Below are 24,714 nucleotides of genomic sequence, written 5' to 3'. Positions count from 1 at the left end.
AGCGGTTCTCGGGGTCCGCTCCACCCTCCGGCCCACCCAGGCTCCACCCTGCCGCGGCGTGAGGGTCAAGCACTTCCGCTCCACGGACTCGCACTCCCGCTACGTGGACAGGCACTCCCGCGATCGACGGGCGGGTGGGAAGCTGTCCCGCGGCAGATAGATGCATGGGGAAGGAATCCGCGTGGACGACACCAGACCGGCGATCCGCCAGGCCGCGCAGGGCACCGCGGCCGACCGGCGCGGTGCCGTCGTCGCGGCCCTGATGCTCGCGATGGCGCTGTCCGCCATCGACTCCACCATCGTCTCCACGGCCGTCCCGCAGATCGTCGGCGACCTCGGCGGCTTCTCCGTCTTCTCCTGGCTGTTCTCCGGCTATCTGCTCGCGGTGACGGTCACCCTGCCCGTCTACGGCAAGCTGTCCGACACCTTCGGCCGCAAGCCGGTGCTGGTCGCGGGCGCGGCCCTCTTCCTGCTCGGCTCCCTGCTGTGCGCGCTGGCCTGGAACATGGGCGCGCTGATCGCGTTCCGGATCGTGCAGGGCCTGGGCGGCGGCGCCCTCCAGGGCACCGTGCAGACCCTCGCCGCCGACCTGTACCCCCTCAAGGACCGCCCGAAGATCCAGTCCAAGCTCTCCACGGTGTGGGCGGTGTCCGCGGTCGCCGGACCCGGCGTGGGCGGGGTCCTGGCGACGTACGCGGACTGGCGCTGGATCTTCCTCGTCAACCTGCCGATCGGGGCGCTCGCGCTGTGGCTGATCGTGCGGTACCTGCACGAGCCGGAACGGGAGGCGCCCACCCGCGCGCGGGTCGACTGGGCCGGCGCTCTGACCGTGTTCGCGTGCGGCGGGGTCCTGCTGACGGCCCTGGTGCAGGGCGGGGTCGCGTGGCCCTGGCTGTCCGGACCCTCGCTCGCCCTGTTCGCCACGGGACTCGCACTGGCCGGACTCGTCGTCGTCGTCGAACGCCGGGCCGCCGAGCCGATCATCCCCGGATGGGTGTGGCGACGGCGGCCGATCGCCGCCGTCAACCTCGCCCTCGGCGCGCTCGGCCTGCTGATGGTGGCGCCGAGCGTGTTCCTGCCGACGTACGCGCAGTCCGTGCTGGGCCTGGCACCGGTGGCCGCCGGATTCGTGCTGTCCGTGTGGACGCTGAGCTGGCCGGTCTCGGCCGCCCTCAGCCAGCACGTGTACCGGCGCATCGGCTTCCGCAACACGGCCATGCTGGGCATCGGCACGGCGACGCTGATCCTGTTCGCGTTCCCCTTCCTGCCGTATCCCGGCGAGGCCTGGCAGCCGACCCTGCTGATGCTGCTGCTCGGCGCCGCACTCGGCCTCTTCCAGCTCCCGCTGCTCGTCGGCGTCCAGTCGACCGTCGACTGGGCGGAACGCGGTACCACCACCGCGTCCGTGCTGTTCTGCCGGCAGACCGGGCAGACGATCGGCGCGGCGGTCTTCGGCGCGATCGCCAACGGTGTGCTGGCCTCACGGCTCGGCGGCGCGAGCGACCTGGACTCGGTGACGCGCGCTCTGGACGCGGGCACCGCGCCCGAGGCGACCCGCCGGGCCATCGCGGACGCGGTGCACGCCGTCTACCTGGGCGCGGCCTGCGCGGCGGCGGTGGCGTTTCTGGTGCTGCTGTTCCTGGCGCCGCGCAGATTTCCGGTGCTCAAGGAGTCAACTTGACCCGGCCCTGAAGGACCGGGCTTGGAGGTAGTGCCCAACTGGCTGCTGGGGTGGACTCCTCCGTCCAGCCACCCCGTTATGGGGCGGCAGGGACGCGTGACTCACGCCCCGCATTCCACACTCTCTCGCCACGGGTGGCGATGTTGTGGGAAGCGTTCCGGTCGGCGTGGGCAACGACCCCGCACCCCCGGCAGATGAAAAGCCCCTGGTCGACACGGTTTCGCTTGTCGACATGCCCGCATTCGGCACACGTCTGCGACGTGTACGCGGGATCAACGAAGACCAGCGGCACACCGGCCCGCTTGGCCTTGTAGACGATGAAGTCTCCGAGCTGGGCGAACGCCCAGGAGTGGAGTGCGACCCGTTGGGGCTTGCGGAGCCGGACCCGGGTGCGGATGCCCTTGAGTTCTTCGAGGGACAGGCCGCGCCCGGTGCGTTCAGCCTCGGTCACGATCGTCTTGGAGATGATGTGGTTCTGGTTGGCGGCGTGCCGCGCCTCTTTGCGGGCACGGGCCTTGAGCCGCCGCTTGGCGCTCTTGGTGCGCTTCTTCTGGAGCTTGGCACGCAGGGCAAGCTGTCGTTTGCGGTACCGGTTGAGCCCCCGCCCGGCGGCGAGGTAGCCGGTGGAGGCGGTGGCGATGTTCTCGATTCCGAGGTCTACGCCGATGAAGCCGTCCGGCTCGTACGTCTCCGCCTCGGGCACGTCGCAAGTGGCGACGAGGTAGAACACGCCGTCGCGCTCGATCAGGTCGGATTCACCCTGGCGGTGTGCCTGGAGCATCTTGAGCGCGTCCGGGGAGCACACGAACGGCACGTTCTTGACCCGGCCGTCCACGGTCCAGATGGACACGGTCCGCTGGTCGTACTGCCAGCTCAGGCACCGGTCGTCATACGGCTGCGCGGCCTGGGGCCGGAACGTGATCGGCTTGGACTCAGCCTTGCGGCGTCGCTTGGAGCCTTCCTTGCCGAGATTCCCGGCACGGATGTTGGCCTTGAGCGTGGTGTACGAGTCGCGCACCTTCTTGATGACGTGTTGCGCGGCCTGCGCTCCCAGCCCACGGGCTTTCAGTTCGGCGTAGGTGTGCTTGCGCAGCTCGTACTCACGCGGCACGCCGTGCTCGAACGCGGCCTGTGAAACCCAGTTGGCGGCGTCGTTGACCATGCGCAGGGTGCGCTCAAGCGCGGGTGCCTGCACGGCGTCCGGCACGAGCTTGACCTGCGTCACGATCTTCACAGGCGTGATCGTAGCATTGCTCTATGTCACCACGCTGGGAGCCAAACCCCGATATCCGCAGGGGTCGTAGCGTTGTTTACACCCTGCACGCGCACTTGGTCTTCACCCCCAAGTACCGGCGCGGACCGTTCACCGACGAGATCCTCCAGCGCTGCGAAGAGGTCATGCGCGAGGTGTGCGCCGACTTCGGCACAGAGCTGCGGGAGTTCAACGGCGAACGCGATCACGTCCACCTGCTCGTGCATTACCCGCCCAAGGTCGCCATCTCCCGGCTCGTAGGCTCCCTCAAGGGCGTATCCGCCCGCAGGCTCCGCCAGGAGTTCCCCGGCCACATCCGCAAGTACCTGTGGGGCGAACACTTCTGGTCCCCGTCCTACTTCGCCGCCTCCTGCGGGGGCGCCCCGCTCACCGTCATCAAGGAGTACATCGAGAACCAGAAACGACCCAGCTGAGGTCAACAGTGCAGACCATGCACCCGTCCGGGTCAGAACAGTGCTAAGAAGCGCTTCCTCCCGGGCGTAAACGCCCGGGGTTCCGCGCTAGATCATGCTGAAGCCCGCAAGGGGCCTCCGGGTGCTCGCTCAAGGGAGCCTCCTCAAGGTGCTCGCTCAAGGTGCCCGCTCAAGGCGCTCGCTCAAGGAGCCAACCCCTGGAGTGCCGCCATGGAGTGCCGCCCTCAGGGCAGCCGTACGGAGACCTCGGGGGTGGCCGGTGACGGGCCGTCCAGCTGCGGCCGGGCGAGCCCCTTCAGGTGCTGGTCGAAGAAAGCGGCGACGTACGCGCGCGTGAGAGCCTCTCCGCGCTCGAAGGGGAGCGGTGCGGAGTCGGGAATGCCGGCCAGCTCCGCGAGCAGGGGTACGTCGGTGAAGGAGCCGTGGTCCGCTCCGGCGACCGTCAGCCAGCGCTTCCAGCCGTCCAGTCGGGCCCAGGTCCGGTCCCAGGTCGCGTCGCCGGTCCGCTCCGTGGCACCGAGCATCAGGAAGGGGCGACCGCCCAGTCCGCTGTCGGGGACGGGGGCGAAGAAGGTGCCGTCCATGTTCATCCCGGCCCTCACGCGCGCGTCGGCGGCCATGGTCGCGGCGGTGGCGGCACCTCCGATGGAGTGCCCGCCCATGCCGATCCGCCGGGGGTCGATCATCCGGGCGTACCGCCAGGCCGGATGACGTCCCGTCAGCCGGTCGAGCACGAAGGAGAGGTCCACGGCCCGGCTCGCGGCGACGGTCGCGGGGCCGCCCTCAGGGAGCTCGTCACAGATGGCGCACGGCAGGGTCGTGCCGTCGGGGAGGGTCGTTCCCGCGTTCTCGTACGGGTGGTCGACCAGCGCGACGACGTACCCCCGGCCGGCCAGGTCTTCGGCGAGGCCGGTGAGCGTGGCGCGCGGGAAGGTGAACCCGGGCGAGAGCACCAGGAGCGGGTAACGGCCGTGCAGTGGACGCGCGCCGGTGTGCGACCAGGTGCGGACCCCGCTGATCACCTCGGGCTCGACGGTGGCCTCAGGGGCCCGCAGCCGCAGCAGCAGACGGGCCTCCTCGGTGGTCATGTACGGGGCCCTCGCGGCGCCCGTTCCCGGGCGGGCCGGGTAGTACATCGACACCATCAGCTGCCGCGGGCCGGCGGAGGGAACCCAGGGATCCCGGCGGCCGGTGTCGACGAGGTGGAGCGTGTCACGGCCGACGGCGTGCGGGCCGGTGGGGCGCGGGAGTGCGGCGGACGCGGAGACCGGGGCGGGCCCGGAGGCCGGCGCCGCCCCGGAGGCCACCGGCGACGCGGACAAAGGCACGGCGGAGGCGGCGGCGACGGACGTGCTCGCGATCGGCAGGGTCAAGGTGCACGCGAGGACGGCGGACGCGGCCATGGCTAAGCGGCGTGATCTCTTCATGCCGAGGACGGTAGGCCGCGAGACGGCGGCCTGACGTCCACCCGGAGTCGCACAACTGGGGGGTCCCGTAGGACTAGGGGACCCTTACCAAAGGCACTTTGAGGCGCAGCTCCACTGCGCTCGGGTGCGTACCGTACGTACCCTGACCCCATGCCGATCCTCGAGCGCCTGCGGGCCGATCACGCGGACGCGCTGCTCGCCTTCGAACAGGCCAACCGCGTCTATTTCGCACGCTCCATCCCGGACCGCGGGGACGCGTACTTCGCCGAGTTCGCCGTCCGCCACCAGGCACTCCTCGCCGAACAGGACGCAGGTGTGTGCCACTTCCACGTCATCCTCAATGAGGAGGGCGAGCTGATCGGCCGCATCAACCTGGTGGACGTCGCGCAGGGCTCCGCCGAACTCGGGTACCGCATCGGCGAGTCCGCGGCCGGACGGGGCCTGGCGACGGCGGCGGTACGGCAGATGTGCCGGCTGGCCGGGACGACGTACGGCCTGGTCGCGCTGGCCGCGAAGACCACCCTCGACAACCGGGCGTCCAGGACCGTCCTGGACCGCAACGGCTTCACCACGACCGGGACCCTCACCCTCGACGGCCGCCCGGGCGTCCGCTACCGGCGCGCGGGGCTCGGAGAGCTCGGGACGCCCGGAGAACCCGGGGACTGACCGGCCAACATCCGGAGGGACGAGCTGGTGGTGTCGAGGGGTCTGGCCTCAGCCGGCTCGGTGCGCTGGTGCGCTGCTGTGCTGGTGCGCTGCTTACGCTCCATCGCGCCCCTCGGCCCAGCCCGCCCCTCACTCCATCGCGGCCCTCCCCGTAAGGGCCGTCAGGCTGCTGCGTACCTGGTCCAGCTGGGCCCGTACGTCGTCCCACCGTTCCCCGTGCTCGCGCAGCACCCGCTCCGTCTCCCGGGCGATCCGCTCCTCCTCGACCCGGGCCTGCGCGATCACCTCGGTCGCCCGTGTTCGCGCCTCCTCCTGCAACCGCCGCGACCCGGCCTCCGCGTCGACGAACGCCTGCTTCGCCTCGGACAGCGCGGCCTCGGCCCGGGCCACCCGCTCCGCGTGGTGCGCGTCCAGCGCGGCCGCCTTCTCCTCCGCCTCCTGCTCCGCCCGGGCCCACCGTTCGGCGTGCTCCTCAGCCTGGTCGGCGAGCATCCCGGTGGTGCGCTGACGTACCTCGCGCAACGGGGTGAGCGCCTCCCCGCGCCCCTCCTTCACCTCGCGCCGGGCGCCGATGCGGATCTCGTCGGCCTCGGCGCGCGCCGCGAGCAGTCGCTGCCGGGCGCTTTCCTCGGCCTCGGCGCGTACGGCGTCGGCGTCCGCCTGTGCGGCCTCGCGCACGCCGTCCGCGTGCGCCCGCGCCTCCTCCAGAAGGCGCTGCGCCTCCTGCCGCGCGCCTTCCCGCACAGCCCGCGCCTCCTCCTGCCCGAGTTCGAACAGCCGCCGCGCCCCCTCCCCGAGGGCCTCGTAGGTCTGCGGGGCGAGCGCCGCCACGGCCTCCCGCATCCGGGCCGCCTCCGCCTCCATCTCCTTGGCCAGCACGGTCAGCCGGGCGGCACGCTCCCAGGCCGCGTCCCGGTCCCGGGAGAGGGCACGGGCGTACGCGTCGACCTGTTCTGGACGGTAGCCGCGCCCTCGTACGGCCACGAACCCATGTGGCGACACCGATGCGCTGCTCATCCTCGAGTCCCTCTCCGCCGAACGGATGCGACATGATGATTTCGCGCACATCTTGATGTATCGGGCGTAAGTGCTCATAACCCGACACTCCGGGTGTGGGTTACGGCCGCGTCCCGCAAGCGAAGAGGGCAGAGCGCAAGCACACGCAAAGCGCCGAACCTGTACGGAAACGGCCTGTCCGCATACGGAAAGGGCCGGATGGCACAGGGAAAGGGCCGGACCCGATCGTGCGACCGGGTCCGGCCCTTTCGTACGCGCAGCGCGTCACGGACGGGGCGAGCGGGGCGTAAGGGGTGTGGCGTCAGGGGCGGCGCATCAGGGGCGGGGCGTCACAACAAGCCGTCCCACATCTGCTCCAGCAGCACCGACCACCAGCTCTCCGGCGAACCGAGCGCCGCCGCATCGAGGGAGGCCAACTGGGCCTGGAAGTCCACAGTCCACCGGCCCGCCTGCTCCTGGTTCAGCCCGAACCGGAGCCGCCACATCCGGCCCAGCAGCGCCAGGCACCGCTGGAACTCCGGCAGCCCCGTGTTCACGAACTGCGGCGGTACGGACGCACCGCCCGGCCCCGCCTCCACCGGCACCGCCACGATGTTCGCGGTGCCGTACTGCACACAGACCGCCTTGCCGAAGTCGCTGCCCATGACGAGGTACGAGCCCGCGTCCGGCGCCGGCCGCACCCCGCGCTCGGCAGCCAGCTCCGCCAGCGTCGGCACGGGCCGCCCCGGCTGGGCCTGCGCCCAGAAGAACGGGCCCATGTCCATCGGCAGCCCCGCCACCACCAGCGAGTGCGCGACCACCGGCGGCACGCCCTGCCGGTCCACCGCGATCTGCTCGAACCGGAAGATCCCCGGCCCGAACGCCCCCGCCAGCTCGTGCGCCACGCCCTCCGGCGGGATCGGCGGCGCGGGCTGCACCTGCGGGAGCGGTGCCCGTACCGGAGCGGGCCGGGCGGGACCGTCCGCCACCTGGTGCAACTCGCCCTGATGAGCGAGCAGTTGGTGCATGCCCTGCTGTCGGCTCGCGTGATCCGTGCCGTACGGGGCGATGCTCGCGATGCGGGCCTGCGGCCACTGCTCCCGGATCATCCGCGCGCAGTACGCACCCGGCAGCTCACACGACTCCAACTCCGTATGCAGCTCCAGGACCTGGTCCGGCGGCACGTTCATCGCCCGCAGCTCGTGGAAGATCTGCCACTCCGGGTGCGGCGTCCCGGGCGCCGAACGCCGGATCAGCTGCTGCTCGGACCCGTCCTGCGCGCGGTAGCGCAACACGGCCTGATACCCGGGGCCGACGGTCGGCTGCCCCTGCTGCGGATAGCCGTACGAGGGCTGCCCTGCGCCGGGCGGCGGTGGCATGGCACCCGGCGCAGGCATGGCGCCGGGCGGAGCCATGGCACCCGGAGGCATGGCTCCGGGCGGCGGAGGCGGGGGCATGGTGCCCGGGGGCGGCATCGCCGGGCCGGGGGGCATGCCGCCCGGAGGTGGGCCGGGGGGCATGGCTCCAGGCGGGGGCATCGTGCCCGGGTGCACGGCGCCAGGGGGCATCGACTGCGGCGGGGCCGGGGGCGCGGCGGCGCCCCGGGGCATGCCGGGGGCGGCTGGAGCGCCGGGGCGTGGTGGTGGCGGGGGCGTGCCGGGGGCGCCCCCGGCGGGGGGCGCGGAGAGCACGGTCTCGGCGTGGTGCGCGGCCCCGCGCGCGCCGCCGGACGGGCCCTGGGCGCCGGGTGCGCCGGGGGCACCCGGCATCCCCGGAGACGCAGGAGGCTGAGGCGTACCCGGCGTACCCGGCGCACCGGGAGAACCCACAGCGCCAGCGGTCCCAGCAGGAGCACCGGGAGCACCAGGGGTCCCAGGAGGACCCGGCGGATGCGGCGTACCGGGTGCGCCGGCGGCGCCCGGAGGCTGCGGCGCACCCGCCCCGGGGCCCATCCGCCCCGGGCCGGCAAGCACCGTGGCGGCATGGTGGACACCGCCCGGAGGCGTACCACCGGGCGCCCCCGGAACACCGGGCGGATTGGGCGCACCGGGCGGACCCGGCGGGCCAGGCGGGTTCGGCGGGTTCGGCGGGTTCGGCGGGCCAGGCTGGTTCGGCGCACCGGCATGCGGTCCGCCCGGAGCGGAGGGAGCCCCCGGCCCGGCGTCGGGCCCTTGCGGTCCGTCGGGTCCGGGCGCCGACACGAACTGCGTCGGCACGTACCCGCCTGCCGCCGGCCCCGACGGCCCACCCGGACCCGACGTGCCGGCCGGTCGCGCTCCCGGTGTACCCGGGGCACCCGGCGGAGGCGGCGGATTCGCACCCGCGCCCCGGGCACGACGTGACGGTGGCTCCGCCTTGCTCGTCGCGGCGTCGGCGATGTCCTCGGCGTTCGGCGCAGGCGACCGCCTCGGACCACCGGTCCCGGCGGCAGGAGCCCCGGCGGCAGGAGGCTGCGGCACCCCGCCCTCGGCCCCCTGCGGATAGCCGTACGAAGGCGGCGCAGGCGGTGTCCCGGGCGCGCCGGAACCACCGGAACCCTGCGGATAGCCGTACGACGGCCCGCTGGGCGCACCCCCCTGGGGGCCCGGCGTGTTCTGTTCGTCCGCCGTCGGTGCGACCGGGGTCCGCGGGAGTTGGCTCCCGCCCGGCATCAGTGCCGTCTTGGCGTCCGGCGGTGCCGTGGGCGGCCGGGCCGCGTCGTCGGCACCGTTCAGCGGCGGTGCGAACACCGTCGCCGGCAGCGGTACCGAACGGTCCTCACCGGCGTCCGCGTTCGTGTCCGTCCCGGCCCACGGCGTCGCGCCCGGCGGCACACCGGGCGCACCGGGCGCCCCCTCCAACGACCCGCCGGAAACGTCGGAAGCGGCAGCAGCCGCACCCACCCCCACACCCCCGGGCCCGGCCTGCGTCTGGGCAAGCGCCCCCACCCCGTCAGCCGAAGCGGACCCCGGACCCGAGGCCGAACCCGAACCCGAGGCAGCCGAAGCCGAAGCCGAAGACCCTCTTCCAGCGTCCGCGTCCGCGCCCGCGCCCGTCCCTGCCCCCACCCCCCGCCGATCCGGAATCCCCAACTTGTCCGCCGCCTCCTGCAACCACTCCGGCGGACTCAACAAGAACGACGTCTGATTCAGGTCCACCCGAGCCGCAGGCGCCGGCGCCACGTCGGCGACGGCGTCCGCACGGCCGTACTCCTCCTCGTACCGGCGGACCACCTCCCCCACCGGCAGCGCGGGCCACAACGTGGCCTCCCCGCTGTCCCGGGCGATCACCAGGCGCTGCGCGCCCCCGTCCGAACGCGGCCCGTCGGCCCGGTCCTCCGCCCACACCACGAACCCGAGTCCGAACTCCCGCACCCGCACCTCACGATGCTGATACGACGGCACATCCCCGTTGATCCACTCCTCCGCGCGCTCCTGCGCCTGCGCGAACGTCACCATCGCCGAATCACTCCCCCACGCAAGACACGGGAACGGACCGCGCGAACCCGCCGTCCACCATCAGGTTCGCCACGGTCTCCAACTCCGGCGGGTTGCCCGCGAGCCGCGACAGGAAGACGTCGAAGTCCTCACCGCACGGCAACAGCAACCGCTCCACCCGCTCCGCCGGCGACCACGACGGATCCACGTCCCGCGCGTCGTCGTACGCGCAGAACCACACCGAACCGATCCGCTCGCCCTTCACCTTCACGGCCAGCAGACCGCCCTGCACGAACCCGACCCCCAGATAGTCCTTGGTCAGATGATCACGCAGACACTTGTTCACGTACACCAGATCGTTGACCGCCGCCTCGTCCCGCACCGTGAAGAACGGCTGGTCCACCAGCAGCCCCAACTCCGCGTCCAGAGCCGCGCCCACCGGCGCACACCCGCCCGCCGCCTTCAGGAACGACCGGTACGCACCCGGCAACCGGTACCCGAGATCCTCCTCGACCCCCTGCACCTGCGCCTCCGTCACCGCCACACCCGACTTCGGCAGCCCCACATGCACCGGACGCGTCTCCTGCAACGGCCGCGTGCCCCGCTTGCCCTGGTCCACCGCCGACGTCGCGATCCCACCGTGATGCCGCAACAACGCCTTCACCTCGACCGGAACCAACTCCAGCCGCCGGCCGCCGAACACGTGATGCCACGTCCAGCCGTGCGGCGTCGCCACCGCCGGCACCGTGTCCCACAACTCGTGCCCCGTCGCCGACAACGCCGCGTTCGCCGACACGTAGTCCGTCAGCCGCAACTCATCGACCCCGAAACCCTCCGGCGGCTCCGCGATCTCCACCGCCGCCCGCGCATACGCGGAGAAGTCGGGGTAACCACGCTCGTCCACCCGTACCCCTCTCGGGTGACGGGCCGCCCGGACCGGATCCGGGAAATGCACGACCTGCCCGGCATACGCCGCGTTCGGCGGCACGGCTTGTCCCCCGGCCTGACGGCCGGGAGGCGCCCCCAGCCCGAGCCGACCTGTCGTCATGGCGGTTGCCCCCTGCGGCACTCTGTACGACCCGTAGTGACCGACTCCGCGCCACTACGCCCCGTATCGACTGTCTCGTCCATCACGACGACCGTCTCGACCACGTCTCGACGCCCGCCCCGACTTCTGCCCACTTCACTCCACGCACCGACCGCGTGGAACGCGGTGCCGACAGCCTATGCGGTACGACGAACCCGGTCACCGGGCACCGGTCAGCACCCCTCCGCTTCCGTGACCAGCCGTCACCCCACCGTGACAGCCTGCCCGAACACGGGCGTGTCGCACCGCCCCAGCTTCCGCACCAGCCACGCCATTTGGCAGTCTGTGTCCGCCGGGGGGATGCTCGCGAGGGGATGACGATCATGAACGCCACGCAGACGGGACCACACCCAGGACCGCGACCGGGCACGTCCGGCGACCCCCGCATCGGCTGGAGCAGCACCGACACCCCGCACGCCCCCACCCTGCGCCACCGCCGCGACGGCATACTCCCCACCATCGCCGCCGCCCTCTCCGTCCGCGGCACCACCCTCACCGGCACCGCCGCCCGCGGCGACCAGCCCCCCGCCCTGCACCCCCTCGTCCAGGACTTCCTCGACACCCTCCCCAGCGGACAACGCGACCGCTTCACCGGCCGCTGCGCCGAAGCCCTGCTGATATCCCGCCACATCGCCGCGGTGGACGCCGCCCGCAGCAAACGCGCCGCCCGCAAACCCCTGACCAACGGCGAAGCCCGAAGATCCCTCAAGCAGGCCAAACTCACCGCCCGCCGCATCCGCGAGGACGGCGACCCCCTCCACGGCACCTTCGCCGCCCCCTGCCGGGCCTGCACAGCGCTCAGCGCCCACTTCGGCGTCCGCATCGTCGACTCCACGACAACAGACAGCTGAACGCCCCACACCCTCCCCCCACGTCCCCCAGAAAGATCACGCAACCCAGAACGATCAGGCACCACCGAACGATCACGCGCCACCGAACGATCTCCACGAACGAAGGGCAGATGCACCCCGACCGCACCACCACCCGTTTCGCCGTACCCGTCGACGCCGCCCTGCGCGCCGCCGGCTGGCAACCCGGACGCTGGGACATAAAACAAGCCGAGATCTGGGCCGACACCCTGCGCGACCACACCTCACCGGCCGGACACCGGCACGCCGTCTTCCCCGCCGCCGTCGAAGCCTGGGCCGAATTCGGCGGACTGCACATCACCCCCACCGGCCCCGGCCGCCAGGTCGCCCCCGCCACCCTCCACCTCGACCCCCTGCACGGCCTCCACCTGGCCCGCACCCTCGGCGACCTCGGCCGCGCCCTCGACACCGAGGTCTGCCCGCTCGGCGCCGAAACCGACACCCAGGCCCTCCTCGCCATCGACACCGAAGGCCGGGTCTACGCCCTCGACCACACCGGCGACTGGTACCTCGGCCCCGACCTCGACCGCGCCCTCACCACCCTCGTCGCCGGCACCGAACCCACCCGCCTCACCACCGGATAAAGCCGACCGGAGCCGGACGGAGCCGGATTCCGTCCCTACGACGCCGGATTCCGTCCCTACGACGCCGGAATCACCGCCGACACCCGAAAACCCCCCGCCTCCGTCGGCCCCGACACGAACACCCCGCCCAGCGCCAGGACCCGCTCCTTCATCCCCACCAAGCCATTGCCCCCCGACGGCAACCGCGCAGACGCCGCCGACACCTCACCCGGAGGCTCGTTCTCCACCTGCATCGCGACCTCCGCCCCCCGATGCGCCAACCGCACATGCGTCTTGGCCCCCGCCGCATGCTTGTGGACGTTCGTCAACGCCTCCTGCACCACCCGGAACGCCGTCTGCTCGATCTCCGCCGCGTACTCCCGCGACTCCCCCTCCACCGACAGCTCCACCACCATCCCCGCCGCCGCCGACTGGCCCACCAGCACATCCAGATCCGACAGACACGGCCCGTCCGCCGCACCCCCGTCATCCACCGCCCGCGAAGCCGCCGCCGCGGCCGCCACCCCCACCGCCGCGAGCGGCACACTCTCCCGCCGCGCCGGCCCCGGCTCGCCACTGCGCAGCACCCCGAGCATCTCCCGCAACTCGGTCAGCGCCTGCCGCCCCATATCCCCCACCAGCGCGGCGTTCTTCACCGCCTTCTCGGGATCCTTCCGCGCCACCGCCTGCAACGCCGCCGCATGCACCACCATCAAACTCACCCGATGCGCGACAACGTCATGCATCTCCCGCGCGATCCGCGTCCGCTCCTCATTACGCGCCCACTCGGCCCGCTCCTCGGCCCGCTCCGCCAGCAACTGAAGCTCCCGCTCCAGACTGTCCGCCCGCTCCCGCAAACTCTCCATCAGCCGCCGCCGCGCCCCCACATACAGACCCAGCAGCAACGGCGGCGCGGTCAGCCCCAGCGACGTCGTGATCGACGCGAACGGGACGAACCAGTCCCCCAGCGTCAGATCCCCCCGCGCCATGTCCTGCCGCACCCGCACCAACGTCACGATCAACGTCCCCACCAGCGACATCCCCGCCAGCGAACCGATGATCCGACGCGGCAACTCCGAGGCGGCCAGCGTGTACAGGCCGACGATGCCCATCAGAAAGCCCATCTGGGCGGGCGTGATCGCGATGGACACGAGCACCACGGCGATCGGCCACCGCCGCCGCAACACCAGCACCGAACCGGCCGACAAACCGAACACGATCCCCGCACCGAGCGGAATCCCCGCGTCCCGCGCGAACGGAACCCCCTCCACGGCACACTCCACCGCGGACACCAGCGCCAGACCCACATCCAGCACCGCACTGCGCCTGCGCTCCCACCACCACGGCCCTTCCGCGGCCGTCGCGTGGTGTTCCCCCGTCGTGGTCATGCCCTCCAGACTACGGTCGCCGGGCGCCCCTTTTCCGGTGAGTTTCCGTGACTGGCCTACACCACATTCAGTGACCGAACGACGACGATACGGCCCGAAATCCCTCGAACTGCTGAACCAGCTCCTGTTCGACCCCGGAAGATCGCATTCCGCCCGGACGGTATGCCTATGGCACATCCACACGGCAAGTACGCGGACTTCGAGGGGCTGCGGGAGCGGGCGGTGGCGCTGCGACGCGGCGGCTACAGCCTTCGGCAGATCCGCGACGAGCTGAAGATCTTCAACAACGACATCCTCAACCAACTGGTCAAGGGGGAACCGCCGCCCGAGTGGACCAAGCGGCCGAATGCGAAGGATGACCTGCGGGAGCGGGCACGCGAGCTACGGCTCCAGGGCTGGACGTACGACCAGATCGAGGTGGAACTGGGCTGCTCGAGGAGTTCGGTGTCGCTGTGGGTGCGGGACCTGCCGAGGCCCGAACCGCGCTACACCCCGGGAGAACAGCAAGCACTCATGAGGGAAGGGCTGGTGAGGCTACGCGAGACCCAGAACGAGGAGCGCAAGAAAACCAGGCTGGCAGCAAACCAGGAGGTCGGCAGCCTGACGGATCGGGAACTGTTCGTGGCCGGCGTCGCGCTGTATTGGGCTGAGGGCTCAAAGAGCAAACCGTACGACCGACGCGAACGCGCTGTCTTCGTCAACAGTGATCCGGGCGTGATCCAGACCTACCTCGCATGGCTCGATCTGCTCGGCGTAGATCGAAACCGCCTACGCTTCCGCGTCCTGATCCACGAATCGGCGGATATCGACGCCGCGCATCGGCACTGGGCAGACCTCGCCAGCATTGATGTTTCGACCTTCGCACGGCCGACGATCAAGAAGCACAACCCCAAGACCGTCCGCAAGAACACCGGTGACGACTACCACGGCTGCCTCGTCATCACCGTCGCGAGAAGCGCAGACCTGTACATCCGCATCGAAGGCTGATGGGAGGGAATCGTGTCCCAGGCGCAGGGACGTCTCAGGTAAGGTCTGAAGCGCCGTCCCCCGTGGTGTAACTGGCAGCACACTGGTTTTTGGTACCAGCAGGACAAGGTTCGAATCCTTGCGGGGGAGCCACAGCGCACAAGACCTCGGTTCGGGTCCTGACTGCACAGTCAGGGCCCACTCTCATATCCCCCACGAAACACCCCGGTATCCTGCGGATGTCCACCCCCTCCCAGAAGCCGAAGGGCAACCCCGTGAGCGCCATTCGCCCGGCAGCCGTCGTCGTTCTCGCAGCGGGTGAGGGCACCCGTATGAAGTCGGCCACACCCAAGGTCCTGCATGAGATCTGTGGCCGTTCCCTCGTGGGCCATGTGCTGGCCGCCGCCCGTGAGTTGCAGCCGGAGAACCTGGTCGTGGTCGTGGGTCACGCCCGCGAGAAGGTGACCGCGCACCTGGCCGAGACCGACGCCGAGGTGCGTACGGCGGTGCAGGCGCAGCAGAACGGTACGGGGCATGCCGTGCGGATGGCTCTTGAGGAGCTGGGCGGGTCGGTCGACGGGACCGTGGTGGTCGTGTGCGGGGATACTCCGCTGCTGACCGCGGGGACGCTGCAGGCCCTCGCCGCGACGCATTCCGGCGACGGCAACGCGGTCACCGTGCTCACGGCTGAGGTGCCGGATGCGACCGGGTACGGGCGGATCGTGCGGGACGGGGCGTCGGGGGCTGTCACCGGGATCGTCGAGCACAAGGACGCGTCCGAGTCGCAGCGGGCGATCCGGGAGATCAACTCGGGGGTGTTCGCGTTCGACGGGCAGCTTCTCGCCGACGCTCTGGGCAAGGTGCGTACGGACAACTCGCAGGGTGAGGAGTACCTCACGGACGTTCTCGGCATTCTGCGGGAGGCCGGGCATCGGGTCGGGGCGTGTGTCGCCGGCGATCATCGTGAGATCGCCGGGATCAACAACCGGGTGCAGTTGTCGCAGGCGCGGCGGATCCTCAACGACCGGTTGCTGACCGAGGCGATGCTGGGCGGGGTGACCGTGGTCGACCCGGCCACCACGTGGGTCGATGTGAGCGTCACCTTCGAGCAGGACGCGACCGTGCTGCCGGGGACGCAGTTGCACGGGGCGACGCATCTCGGTGAGGGTGCGGTGGTGGGGCCGAACAGCCGGCTGACGGACACCGTGGTCGGTGCCGGGGCGCGGGTGGACAACACGGTGGCGGACGGTGCGGAGGTCGGGCCGGAGGCGACTGTGGGGCCGTATGCCTATCTGCGGCCGGGGACGCGGCTCGGGCTGAAGTCGAAGGTCGGTACGTACGTCGAGACGAAGAACGCGTCGATCGGGGAGGGGACGAAGGTCCCGCATCTGTCCTACGTGGGTGACGCGACGATCGGTGAGTACACCAACATCGGTGCGGCGAGCGTGTTCGTGAACTACGACGGGCAGGACAAGCACCACACCACGGTCGGCTCTCACTGCCGTACGGGTTCGGACAACATGTTTGTGGCTCCTGTCACGGTCGGGGACGGTGCGTACACCGCCGCGGGGTCCGTGATCACGAAGGATGTGCCGCCCGGTTCGTTGGCTGTGGCCCGCGGTCAGCAGCGGAATATCGAGGGTTGGGTGGCTCGTAAGCGTCCGGGGAGCGCGGCGGCGAAGGCGGCCGAGGCGGCGTCGCGTGGGGAGGACGGCGAGGGCTGACCGGAAACGTGTGCGCCTGACACGGCGTACCGTGATAAGTGCGCACTCGCACCCCACCAGCCGAGGCGGCCTCTCGCAGCCAGTTGAGACGGTCGTTCGGTACCCGCTGAGAAACCTCTGAGGAGACAGTGCTGTGACCGGGATCAAGACGACCGGCGAGAAGAAGATGATGTTCTTCTCCGGCCGCGCCCACCCCGAGCTTGCCAAGGAGGTCGCCGAGCAGTTGGGTGTCGGGGTTGTTCCGACGAAGGCCTTCGACTTCGCGAACGGGGAGATCTATGTCCGTTATCAGGAGTCGGCGCGTGGTGCGGACTGCTTTGTGATTCAGAGCCACACGGCTCCGATCAATCAGTGGATCATGGAGCAGTTGATCATGATCGACGCGTTGAAGCGTGCGTCGGCTCGCTCCATCACTGTCATTGTGCCGTTCTACGGTTACGCGCGGCAGGACAAGAAGCACCGTGGGCGTGAACCGATCTCGGCGCGTCTGATCGCGGACCTGATGAAGACGGCGGGTGCGCACCGCATCCTGACCGTGGATCTGCACACGGATCAGATCCAGGGTTTCTTCGACGGTCCGGTGGACCACCTCTTCGCCCTTCCTCTCCTCGCGGACTACGTGGGCAAGAAGGTGGACAAGGACAAGCTGACGGTCGTGTCCCCGGACGCGGGCCGGGTGCGGGTCGCCGACCGCTGGTGTGACCGGCTGGGCGCGCCGCTGGCCATCGTGCACAAGCGGCGTGACAAGGACGTGGCGAACCAGGTGACCGTCCACGAGGTCGTGGGTGAGGTCAAGGGCCGGGTGTGTGTGCTGGTCGACGACATGATCGACACCGGTGGCACGATCTGTGCCGCCGCGGACGCGCTGTTCGCGCACGGTGCGGAGGACGTCATCGTGACGGCGACGCACGGTGTGCTGTCGGGTCCGGCGGCGGACCGGCTGAAGAACTCGCGGGTGAGCGAGTTCATCTTCACGGACACGCTGCCGACGCCGGGTGAGCTGGGTGCGGACCTGGACAAGATAAAGGTGTTGTCGATCGCGCCGACGATCGCCAGTGCGGTGCGTGAGGTGTTCGAGGACGGCTCGGTGACGAGCCTGTTCGACGAGCAGTAGTCGACGAGCAGTAGTCGACGAGCGGTAGTCGACGAGCGGTAGTCGAGAAGCGGCGAAGATCCTTTTTGGTACGGCCTCCTGCTCCGAGTAGACTGGTGAAGTTGCTCGGCGAGGGAGGCCGTACCTGTGCGGTACGGCTGTCCGTTATCGACGCGCTCTTCGTAGCAGGCCGTTCGTGGCCGGGTGACCACGTCCGTTCCCAGTTCTACGAGGAGTGATCCATATGTCCGAGGTCAAGCTCTCGGCGACCACCCGTACCGAGTTCGGCAAGGGTGCGGCCCGTCGTATCCGCCGTGACAGCAAGGTTCCCGGTGTTCTGTACGGTCACGGTTCCGACCCGCTGCACCTGACGCTTCCGGGCCACGAGCTGCTGCTGGCGCTGCGTACGCCGAACGTTCTGATCGCGCTGGACATCGACGGTAAGTCGAACGAGCTGGCGATCCCGAAGTCGGTGCAGCGTGACCCGATCAAGGGTTTCCTGGAGCACGTGGACCTGCAGCTGGTCACGCGTGGCGAGAAGGTCAACGTCGAGATCTACGTGCACACCGAGGGTGACCTGGCTCCCGGCGCCTTCCTGCTGGAGCACGTTCTGAACGCGCTGCCGGTCGAGGCGGAGGCCACGCACATCCCGGAGTCCGTCACGGTCTCCATCGAGGGTCTGTCGGCCGGTGACTCGATCCTCGCCAAGGACATCCCGCTGCCGTCGGGCACCAAGCTGGGCGTGGACGGGGACACCGTCGTCCTGCAGATTCTGGCCGCGCAGGCCGAGGAGGCCGCCGGCGAGGAGTCCGAGGGCGGCACGGAGTCCGCCGAGGCGTGATCTTCGACCTCGTGCTGGTCGAGGCCTGATCCTCACCGTCGTCGTTTTGTCAGCCGCTGTTCCCTCCGGGGGCAGCGGCTGGCGCGTATCAAGGAGACATGGACGTGACGACCGATGCCAACGTGCCCTGGCTGATCGTGGGGCTGGGCAATCCGGGGCCCGAGTACGCGGGCCATCGGCACAACGTCGGCTTCATGGTGGCCGATCTGCTCGCGGAGCGGATGGGGGGCCGGTTCAAGCGGGCGGGCAGGGCGCAGGCGCAGTTGGTGGAGGGGCGGATCGGGCCGCCGGGGCCGGGGAACCGGCGGGTGGTGCTGGCGAAGCCGATGTCGTACATGAACCTGTCGGGTGGGCCGGTGAACGCGCTCCGGGATTTCTACAAGGTGCCGGTGGAGCGGATCGTGGCGGTTCATGACGAGTTGGACATCGATTTCGGGACGTTGCGGTTGAAGCTCGGTGGTGGGGACAACGGGCACAACGGGCTGAAGTCGATGACGAAGGTGATGGGTGCTCAGTATCACCGGGTGCGGTTCGGGATCGGGCGGCCTCCTGGTCGTATGCAGGTGGCGGACTTCGTGTTGAAGGACTTCTCGTCGGCGGAGCGCAAGGAGCTGGACTACTTCGTGGACCGGGCGTCGGACGCGGTGGAGGCTCTGGTGATCGAGGGGTTGGAGCGGGCGCAGAGCACGTACAACTCCTGAGGCCTGTCAGCCGGCCGGCGGATGGGCGGCGAGGACGGTCTGCCGGTCTTCGTCGGTGGCGTCGGGGTTGGCTTCGAGCCACCGCTCGGCGTGGGTGTGCAGGGTGTCGCGGTGGGGTGCGGCGTCGTGGGCGAGGGCGGCGAGGACGTGTCGGGCGGTGCGGCGGGGTGCGTGGTCGTCGAGCCAGGTGAGGGCGGTGCGTACGACGTCGTCGGTGGGGGTGCCGGTGTCCCCGCGTTGGGTGAGCAGGCCGGCGATGATCAGGCCGGCTTCCACGGTGGTGGCGTGCTGCTCGAGCCACTCGGTGGCGTGGTCTTCGGTGGGTTGCCGGGCGAAGGGCGGGAGGGGCCGTATGCCCAGCAGTCGGTGGAGGGCGTGGTAGTCCTCGAAGAGGCGGGGATGGGTGCCCAGGCAGCGGAGCGTGGCGCCGATGACGTCGGTGTCACGGGTTCCGGCCTTGATGACGCGGCGCAGCAGGATGCTGAGGACCCAGCTGTCGTCGGGGCCGGCGGGGTGGGGGCCGAGTCTGTCGAGGGTCCATCGGACTGTGCGGGATTCGGTGTCCGGGTCGGTGAGGGGTGCTCTGAGGAGCAGGCGCAGGAGGCGGTTCTCCTCGGTGGCCGTGTCCGGTGTGCGTGGACGGTGTTCCAGTCCGGCTGTGGCGGTGTCGAGGAGGGTGGCGGCCTGTCCGGGGGTGAGTTCCGTGCGCCGGTCGAGGAGCCGGCCGAGGACCGAGGCGCCTGTGGAGGTGGCGAACTGCTCGAGGTCGAGGCCGTTGGTTGCGAGCCAGGCCACGGCGTGGTCGAGGGTGCGGTGGGCGACGGTTTCGGGGTCGAGGTCCGCGGTGTGGATGCCGGGGGCAAAGAGGAGGTTCTTCAGGACGTACGCGGCCTCTTTGGTGGTGCCGTGAGTGTCCAGCCAGCGCAGGGCGTGCTCGGCGGCAAGGCTGAGTTCGGTCCGGGCGCCGCAGGCTTTGGCCTGGAACAGGAGGGGTGCGACGACGAACGAGGCGGTTGGTTCGGGGCCGTGGATGCCGAGCCAGATCTCGGCGTGCCGGAAGGCGGCGTCCTGGAGGTCGGCGGTGAGGCCTTTCATCTCGAGGAGTTCGCGGTGGACGAAGCTGTCTTCGAGGCCGGGGCCCGCGCCGCGGTGTGTGTCGTCCTCCATGCGCCGCACGATCTCGCCTGCGGCTTCGTGTCGCTGGGGCAGGCTCATGTGGGGTCCTTGGGCGAGGAGTGAGCCGATGAGGTGGACGTCCCAGCCGGGGTTGGCTTTGAGCCAGGCCAGAGCGGTGGTGATCGCTTCGGCTTTGACGGTGGCCGTGTCCTGGGTCGGGGTGGCGGCGTCGCGGAGCCGGAGGAGGTTGGCGAGGACGAAGCTGGCGTGGGGTTGGGTGCCGTTCTTCTCCAGCCAGCGCAGGGCTGTGGCGACGTTGGCGGGCATGAGGTCGGGGATGGCTGTGGCGCGGTTGTCGTGCAGCAGAGGGGCGATGACGAAGGACGCGTTGGAGGCGGTCAACCGGTCCGGTTCCCAGGTTTCGCGGACGTGTTGGACTGCCTTCCTGAGGGTTGGCGCGGGCAGTCCTTCCCGTTTGAGCAGGGCGGAGAGGACGAAGTCGGCGTAGTCCTTGGACGCGTGGGTCTTCAACCAGGCGAGCGCCGCGTCGGCGATGTGCTGTGCTTGGGGGGCGGGTATGTCGGTGCGGTTGATCGCCTCCTTCAGGAGGTGGCTGGCTCTGCTTTCCGTGGGGTGCCTGGCCAGCCAGGCCTTGGTGGCCTTCTGGAGGCGGGGCCACTCTTCGTCGGTGAGGTGGCCGGCGCGGTAGAGGGCGGTGAGCAGCCACTCGGTGTCGCGGTCGGCGGGGGCCCGGCGGGCCAGGACCAGGGCGAGGGCGGTGCGGGTGGCGGCCCGTTGGACGGTGGGACCGCACGCGCCGGTGTTCAGCAGGGACAGCAGGAGACGGCGGGCGTCGCGGCGGCGGCCGTGCTCGCGGAGCCAGGTCAGGGCGTGGTCTTCGAGGCGGTCGCGGCGGCCTTGGTCCTCGAAAGGCGGGCCGGGGCTGCTCAGGAGGGCGGTGATCAGGGGAAGTGCGTTGGGGTCGGTCGCCGTGTGCTGGTCGAGCCAGTCGCGGGCCGCGTCGAGCAGGACTTCGGGCAGGTGTCCGCCGTGGTTGCGGACGGCTTGGGTGAGGAAGGTCCGGGCGAGTGCGGGTTCGGTCTGCTCGGTGGCCCGGATCCAGGGTCCGGCGATGTCGGGCCAGGTGCGGATGGTGCCTTGCCGCCAGGGTTCGGCGGAGATCATCGCTACGAGGGTGCGCATGCCCTCGCGGGGGGCGGCGAGGAACGTGCGGAGGACCGTTTTCTTGCGTTCGTCCTCGCCGAGCCAGTCCGCGCATTCGGTGGGGAGTCTGCGCCCCGCGCCGTCGTGTGGCGGGAGGTCGGCGGCCCAGCGGCTGAGGTGTTCGACGGCCTGTCGGTAGGCTTCGGGGTCGTCGATGAGTGCGTCGAGGAAGCCGCGCAATGCGCGGGAGTCGAGGGTTCTGGTGCCCGTTCCGGTTCTGCTGCGGTAGCGCAGGGCCCGGTCGAGGAAGGTGTCGGTGACGGCGTCGTGCACCATGCGGACGCGGTCGGTGCCGTCGGTGGTGTGCCGCAGCCAGCCGAGTTCTTCGAGGTGGGCGACGATGTCGGCGGCGCGGTCCTCGGCGTCGGGCACATGGGCCAGGTAGCTGTCGACGGTGCGCTCGACGGGGGTCCGGGAGTGCGGGCAGCACAGGGCGGCCAGGGTGCTGGCCAGCAGCAGCGGACGGTCGGTGCCGGGCAGGTCTGCGTCGGTGCGCCTGCGGAGCCAGAGGACGAGGTCGCCGCGGGGGAGGGACGGGGGCGGTGCGGAGAGGTCCTCGCCGCGGGCCTTCATCTTCTGGAAGTGTTTCTCGACCGCGATGGCGTGGGGCAGAGCGAAGCCGGGGCGGGTGGTGCAGATGTCGGCCATCTCGTCCAGGCCCCACGCGTCCAGGGCTTGGCGTGCGACCGACTCGAAGATCGTGCGGGCGACCGACCGCTGGTGCGCCTCGTCCTCGGGGAGGCGGATCTCCTGGTGGAAGAGCTCGGGGGCGAAGCGATCGTCGACGATCGCGAGGGCGCCCGGGCGGACCGTCGCCAGACAGGCGATCCGTGCTCCGTCGCCGGCCTCGGTGCGCAGGGATTTGGCGAACTGCACCAGGCCGAGGCTTTTGAACAGGTCGAGGTAGTCGAGGACGAGCAGGAGGGGCTTCCCGGGCTGGTCGGCGCGTATTCTGCGGATCTCGTCGAGGAGGGCCCCTTCTGACGGGTCGGGGTCGTGGTCGACGTGGAGGACGGTCCAGCCGTGTTCGAGGGCCCGGCCCGCGACTTCGACGCAGGTACGGGTCTTGCCGACGCCGGCGGGGCCGGTCAGCAGCACTCCGGTGACGGATTCGTCGGCGTTCCGCAGTCCGGTGAGGATGTTGTCGGGTCGGTGCTCGGCCTCCTCAGGGGGGTCGGAGTAACGCAGCGCGTCGTTCTTGTAGTTGTCGCCGAGTTTGTCGAGGGCCTGTTCGTGGGTGCGCAGCCAGCTGGGAAGGGAGCGCTGGGGAATGATCTCCTCGTGGTTGCTGTTCCCCCGCCATTTGCGGGTGCTCAGCTCGGGGACCTGCCCGAGCCTGCCGAGGTCTTTCTCGACGGCACTGCGGAGTTTCTCGACATCGGGGGGCCAGGGCCGCTCCATGTGCAGGTGCTGGAGCAGGGCGTGGGTGAAGCCCAGCCGGCCGCTGCCCGCGCTGGTGTTGTCCTGGGTGGCGTAGAGCACGGACAGGTCGACCTCGGACCGCGCGTCGGGCGGCACCGGGAGGATGGCCTTTCCGTACCGCCTGGCCGCCGGTGTGCGGGTGCGGCAGGCGTCGATGAAGAAGAACTTGAGCGGGATGTCCTTGTAGGGGTCGGACTGCAGCATGTCCTCGATGGAGGCCGCGTTGATGGTCCACTCCCCTTGCTCGGGGCCGTCGCCGCACAGCAGCAACAGGTCGCCGGCGTCGGGGCTCGTCACGCCGTGTCCACTCCAGGCGAGCCACAGCAGGTCGCCCTCCCAGCCGCGCATTTCCTCGGTCAGGACCCTCTCCAGCAGTTGGCGCTCGGCGGGCTGGACGGTGATGCCGAGTCGCTGTGCGGTCTCCTGGACGGCCGGATCGTCGTGCGGTGAGACGAACAGCCGGATCTGCTTCGCCGGTACGTCCTGGTCACGCAGCCACTTGGCGTGGCCGAGGGCGTCGGCGGCGGCTTCCCTGAGCGGGGCCCAGGCGGGCGAGGCGTACTGCCCCACCCCCACCAGCACGGCCCAGGTGCGCTCGGGCGAGGGGGGACGCGGCGGTGTGCTCATACGGTGTCCCGCAGGATGTCGGCGAGCAGCGCGTGGACGGCGGAGTTGCGGAAGTAGCCGCTGTGGGCGGCGAGAAAAGGCTGCCCGTCGTTGAGTTCGACGTCGCGGACCCGGTCCCCGAAAACCGGTTCGGCGACGAAGCCGAGCAGGTCGCGTTTGTCGTAGATGTTGGTCCAGCGGGGGAAGTGCGCCGGGAGCCTCTCTCCGGGGGCGAGGCCGGGCAGGGCGCCGATCTCGTGCAGGTGCGCGGCCTGGGACCCGGCGGTGACGAGGTGGCGTACGCCGCTGAGTTCCTGCTGCGCGAGCAGGTCCACGGCTGCGATACCGCCCAGGCTGTGGGCGAACAGCACGACGGGGCCATGCCCGACGGCGACTTCGGCGACGCGCTGCCGCAGGAAGGTGCGCAGCGCCTCGCCGCGCGCGAGGTACTTGAGGATGTCGCCGCCCTGGGGGTGGATGCGTTCCATGACCCACGGGCGGAGCCGGTCGGCTCGCCGGCCGAGGAAGGAGACCACGCCGAACCGCTGCGCCGCCCACCAGGACGTGCGCAGGGCCACTCTTCCGGTGCCGCGCGCCTCGCCGCCGAGTTCGCCGGTGACGATGCCCACCACTTCGTCGCGCTCGGCCCTGTTCCAGGGCAGCGGCGCGCCGCGCCACAGGAATCCGCCCAGGTAGTGGGCGACGGCGGCGGTGGCGACGGCGCGGGGCAGCCGGCCGGGGCCGGCCCCTTGGGCGAGGGCGCTGCGGCCGGCCGCGCTGTCGAGGACAGCGGTCAGGGAGACTGAGAACGCGGTCCGGGCCGGCTCGTGCGGGAGGAACGGGTGCAGAGCGGTGGGGGGCTGATGGGCGAGCTCGCGGGCGAGTGTTTCGACGTGGCGGCCCGTGCGGTCGCCGAGCAGGACGCGGCCGCCGTCGTTCTCGTCGTCCGGCGGGCGCAGCGCGGCCAGTGGGTCCTCGTAGAGTTGCCCCCACAGCAGGACGTCACGGTCCTCCTCGGTGAGATTCCGCTCCGCGGTGACGTCCAGTTCGACCGCCGGGGCCGCGCCGGGCAGCGCCCCGCCGCCCACGCCTGACGGGACGCCGAACGTGTCGCCCCAGTAGCAGTCGTGCACCTGGGCGTCGGGGACCAGGCGGGTGAGCGCGGTGCGCAGGTGGTCCAGCGTCTCGCTGTAGTCGTGTCGCCGTACGCCGGTACCGTGCACGAACAACAAGGTGCCCATC

At 70.7% G+C, this 24,714-nt stretch carries 18 protein-coding genes and 1 tRNA gene; 11 read left to right on the top strand and 8 right to left on the bottom strand.

Translation table 11 applies throughout. The annotated features are described in order from the left end of the window. The first annotated feature begins 181 nt into the window (after nucleotides 1-181). Complete coding sequence (locus ACIBK3_RS36430; protein WP_399371979.1) at nucleotides 182-1,681, top strand: MFS transporter; 1,500 nt, start codon at nucleotides 182-184, stop codon at nucleotides 1,679-1,681. 76 nt (nucleotides 1,682-1,757) lie between these two features. Here ACIBK3_RS36430 and ACIBK3_RS36425 read toward each other — a convergent pair whose 3' ends face one another. Further along, entirely contained in the window at nucleotides 1,758-2,915 is a 1,158-nt protein-coding gene (locus tag ACIBK3_RS36425) for an RNA-guided endonuclease InsQ/TnpB family protein (protein ID WP_399371977.1), read from the bottom strand. A gap of 23 nt (nucleotides 2,916-2,938) precedes the next feature. On the opposite strand from ACIBK3_RS36425, the gene tnpA reads away from it, so the two are divergent. Continuing rightward, complete coding sequence (gene tnpA / locus ACIBK3_RS36420) at nucleotides 2,939-3,367, top strand: IS200/IS605 family transposase (RefSeq protein ID WP_399371975.1); 429 nt, start codon at nucleotides 2,939-2,941, stop codon at nucleotides 3,365-3,367. Between the two features lie 224 nt (nucleotides 3,368-3,591). On the opposite strand, the gene ACIBK3_RS36415 is transcribed toward tnpA, so the two are convergent. Next, nucleotides 3,592-4,770 (bottom strand): alpha/beta hydrolase family protein, encoded by a 1,179-nt coding sequence (locus tag ACIBK3_RS36415; RefSeq protein ID WP_399371974.1) that lies wholly within the window; start codon nucleotides 4,768-4,770, stop codon nucleotides 3,592-3,594. A gap of 174 nt (nucleotides 4,771-4,944) precedes the next feature. Between ACIBK3_RS36415 and ACIBK3_RS36410 the strand changes: the two genes are divergently transcribed. Continuing rightward, nucleotides 4,945-5,460: a GNAT family N-acetyltransferase gene (locus ACIBK3_RS36410; RefSeq protein WP_399371973.1), complete on the top strand. Its 516-nt coding sequence runs from the start codon at nucleotides 4,945-4,947 to the stop codon at nucleotides 5,458-5,460. A 129-nt stretch (nucleotides 5,461-5,589) separates the two neighbouring features. Here ACIBK3_RS36410 and ACIBK3_RS36405 read toward each other — a convergent pair whose 3' ends face one another. From ACIBK3_RS36405 to ACIBK3_RS36395, 3 genes are all read right to left on the bottom strand, one after another. Beyond that, nucleotides 5,590-6,477 (bottom strand): cellulose-binding protein, encoded by an 888-nt coding sequence (locus ACIBK3_RS36405; protein ID WP_399371972.1) that lies wholly within the window; start codon nucleotides 6,475-6,477, stop codon nucleotides 5,590-5,592. 329 nt (nucleotides 6,478-6,806) lie between these two features. Continuing rightward, complete coding sequence (locus ACIBK3_RS36400; protein WP_399371971.1) at nucleotides 6,807-9,893, bottom strand: SUKH-4 family immunity protein; 3,087 nt, start codon at nucleotides 9,891-9,893, stop codon at nucleotides 6,807-6,809. A gap of 7 nt (nucleotides 9,894-9,900) precedes the next feature. Next, nucleotides 9,901-10,920 carry an SMI1/KNR4 family protein gene (locus ACIBK3_RS36395; protein WP_399371970.1) on the bottom strand — a complete coding sequence of 340 codons (1,020 nt, stop codon included), beginning with the start codon at nucleotides 10,918-10,920 and terminating at the stop codon, nucleotides 9,901-9,903. Between the two features lie 353 nt (nucleotides 10,921-11,273). Here ACIBK3_RS36395 and ACIBK3_RS36390 point away from each other — a divergent pair, with 353 nt between their 5' ends. Both ACIBK3_RS36390 and ACIBK3_RS36385 read left to right on the top strand, forming a co-directional pair. Next, entirely contained in the window at nucleotides 11,274-11,810 is a 537-nt protein-coding gene (locus tag ACIBK3_RS36390) for a YwqJ-related putative deaminase (protein WP_399371969.1), read from the top strand. Between the two features lie 110 nt (nucleotides 11,811-11,920). After that, a complete protein-coding gene (locus tag ACIBK3_RS36385; protein WP_399371968.1) occupies nucleotides 11,921-12,412 on the top strand; it encodes an SUKH-3 domain-containing protein in 492 nt (163 codons plus the stop codon). Nucleotides 12,413-12,468: 56 nt separating this feature from the next. Here ACIBK3_RS36385 and ACIBK3_RS36380 read toward each other — a convergent pair whose 3' ends face one another. Further along, nucleotides 12,469-13,779: a sensor histidine kinase gene (locus tag ACIBK3_RS36380; protein ID WP_399371967.1), complete on the bottom strand. Its 1,311-nt coding sequence runs from the start codon at nucleotides 13,777-13,779 to the stop codon at nucleotides 12,469-12,471. Nucleotides 13,780-13,947: 168 nt separating this feature from the next. Between ACIBK3_RS36380 and ACIBK3_RS36375 the strand changes: the two genes are divergently transcribed. The 6 genes from ACIBK3_RS36375 (at nucleotide 13,948) to pth (ending at nucleotide 19,104) form a co-directional block, all read left to right on the top strand. Beyond that, nucleotides 13,948-14,766 carry a hypothetical protein gene (locus ACIBK3_RS36375; protein WP_399371966.1) on the top strand — a complete coding sequence of 273 codons (819 nt, stop codon included), beginning with the start codon at nucleotides 13,948-13,950 and terminating at the stop codon, nucleotides 14,764-14,766. Between the two features lie 56 nt (nucleotides 14,767-14,822). After that, nucleotides 14,823-14,898: transfer RNA gene (locus ACIBK3_RS36370), tRNA-Gln, on the top strand. A gap of 122 nt (nucleotides 14,899-15,020) precedes the next feature. Next, nucleotides 15,021-16,469, top strand: coding sequence for a bifunctional UDP-N-acetylglucosamine diphosphorylase/glucosamine-1-phosphate N-acetyltransferase GlmU (gene glmU, locus ACIBK3_RS36365; RefSeq protein ID WP_399371965.1), 1,449 nt, complete (start codon nucleotides 15,021-15,023; stop codon nucleotides 16,467-16,469). Between the two features lie 133 nt (nucleotides 16,470-16,602). Beyond that, nucleotides 16,603-17,583 (top strand): ribose-phosphate diphosphokinase, encoded by a 981-nt coding sequence (locus ACIBK3_RS36360; RefSeq protein ID WP_399371964.1) that lies wholly within the window; start codon nucleotides 16,603-16,605, stop codon nucleotides 17,581-17,583. 223 nt (nucleotides 17,584-17,806) lie between these two features. Then, nucleotides 17,807-18,403, top strand: a complete 597-nt coding sequence (locus ACIBK3_RS36355; RefSeq protein ID WP_399371962.1) for a 50S ribosomal protein L25/general stress protein Ctc — start codon at nucleotides 17,807-17,809, stop codon at nucleotides 18,401-18,403. 98 nt (nucleotides 18,404-18,501) lie between these two features. Beyond that, nucleotides 18,502-19,104, top strand: coding sequence for an aminoacyl-tRNA hydrolase (gene pth / locus ACIBK3_RS36350; RefSeq protein ID WP_399371961.1), 603 nt, complete (start codon nucleotides 18,502-18,504; stop codon nucleotides 19,102-19,104). Nucleotides 19,105-19,110: 6 nt separating this feature from the next. On the opposite strand, the gene ACIBK3_RS36345 is transcribed toward pth, so the two are convergent. Then, the gene (locus ACIBK3_RS36345; RefSeq protein ID WP_399371960.1) at nucleotides 19,111-23,493 is read right to left on the bottom strand and encodes a caspase family protein; all 4,383 of its coding nucleotides are present in this window, start codon (nucleotides 23,491-23,493) and stop codon (nucleotides 19,111-19,113) included. Beyond that, nucleotides 23,490-24,713 carry a hypothetical protein gene (locus ACIBK3_RS36340; protein ID WP_399371958.1) on the bottom strand — a complete coding sequence of 408 codons (1,224 nt, stop codon included), beginning with the start codon at nucleotides 24,711-24,713 and terminating at the stop codon, nucleotides 23,490-23,492. Before ACIBK3_RS36340 ends, ACIBK3_RS36345 begins: the two co-directional genes overlap by 4 nt. Nucleotide 24,714 lies beyond the last annotated feature (1 nt).

It is taken from the genome of Streptomyces sp. NPDC050287, from assembly GCF_044459385.1.
Lineage (GTDB): Bacteria > Actinomycetota > Actinomycetes > Streptomycetales > Streptomycetaceae > Streptomyces.
Note: the sequence above shows the minus strand (reverse complement) of the source record. Positions and strands in the feature narration are given on the sequence as shown.

What these genes read in the sequence shown, in the direction of transcription:
- tnpA (WP_399371975.1), top strand. Translation starts at nt 2,939, where the DNA reads ATGTCACCACGCTGGGAGCCAAACCCCGATATCCGCAGGGGTCGTAGC.
- ACIBK3_RS36415 (WP_399371974.1), bottom strand. Translation starts at nt 4,770, where the DNA reads ATGGCCGCGTCCGCCGTCCTCGCGTGCACCTTGACCCTGCCGATCGCG.
- ACIBK3_RS36410 (WP_399371973.1), top strand. Translation starts at nt 4,945, where the DNA reads ATGCCGATCCTCGAGCGCCTGCGGGCCGATCACGCGGACGCGCTGCTC.
- ACIBK3_RS36405 (WP_399371972.1), bottom strand. Translation starts at nt 6,477, where the DNA reads ATGAGCAGCGCATCGGTGTCGCCACATGGGTTCGTGGCCGTACGAGGG.
- ACIBK3_RS36400 (WP_399371971.1), bottom strand. Translation starts at nt 9,893, where the DNA reads ATGGTGACGTTCGCGCAGGCGCAGGAGCGCGCGGAGGAGTGGATCAAC.
- ACIBK3_RS36395 (WP_399371970.1), bottom strand. Translation starts at nt 10,920, where the DNA reads ATGACGACAGGTCGGCTCGGGCTGGGGGCGCCTCCCGGCCGTCAGGCC.
- ACIBK3_RS36390 (WP_399371969.1), top strand. Translation starts at nt 11,274, where the DNA reads ATGACGATCATGAACGCCACGCAGACGGGACCACACCCAGGACCGCGA.
- ACIBK3_RS36385 (WP_399371968.1), top strand. Translation starts at nt 11,921, where the DNA reads ATGCACCCCGACCGCACCACCACCCGTTTCGCCGTACCCGTCGACGCC.
- ACIBK3_RS36380 (WP_399371967.1), bottom strand. Translation starts at nt 13,779, where the DNA reads ATGACCACGACGGGGGAACACCACGCGACGGCCGCGGAAGGGCCGTGG.
- ACIBK3_RS36375 (WP_399371966.1), top strand. Translation starts at nt 13,948, where the DNA reads ATGGCACATCCACACGGCAAGTACGCGGACTTCGAGGGGCTGCGGGAG.
- ACIBK3_RS36355 (WP_399371962.1), top strand. Translation starts at nt 17,807, where the DNA reads ATGTCCGAGGTCAAGCTCTCGGCGACCACCCGTACCGAGTTCGGCAAG.
- pth (WP_399371961.1), top strand. Translation starts at nt 18,502, where the DNA reads ATGGACGTGACGACCGATGCCAACGTGCCCTGGCTGATCGTGGGGCTG.
- ACIBK3_RS36345 (WP_399371960.1), bottom strand. Translation starts at nt 23,493, where the DNA reads ATGAGCACACCGCCGCGTCCCCCCTCGCCCGAGCGCACCTGGGCCGTG.
- ACIBK3_RS36340 (WP_399371958.1), bottom strand. Translation starts at nt 24,713, where the DNA reads ATGGGCACCTTGTTGTTCGTGCACGGTACCGGCGTACGGCGACACGAC.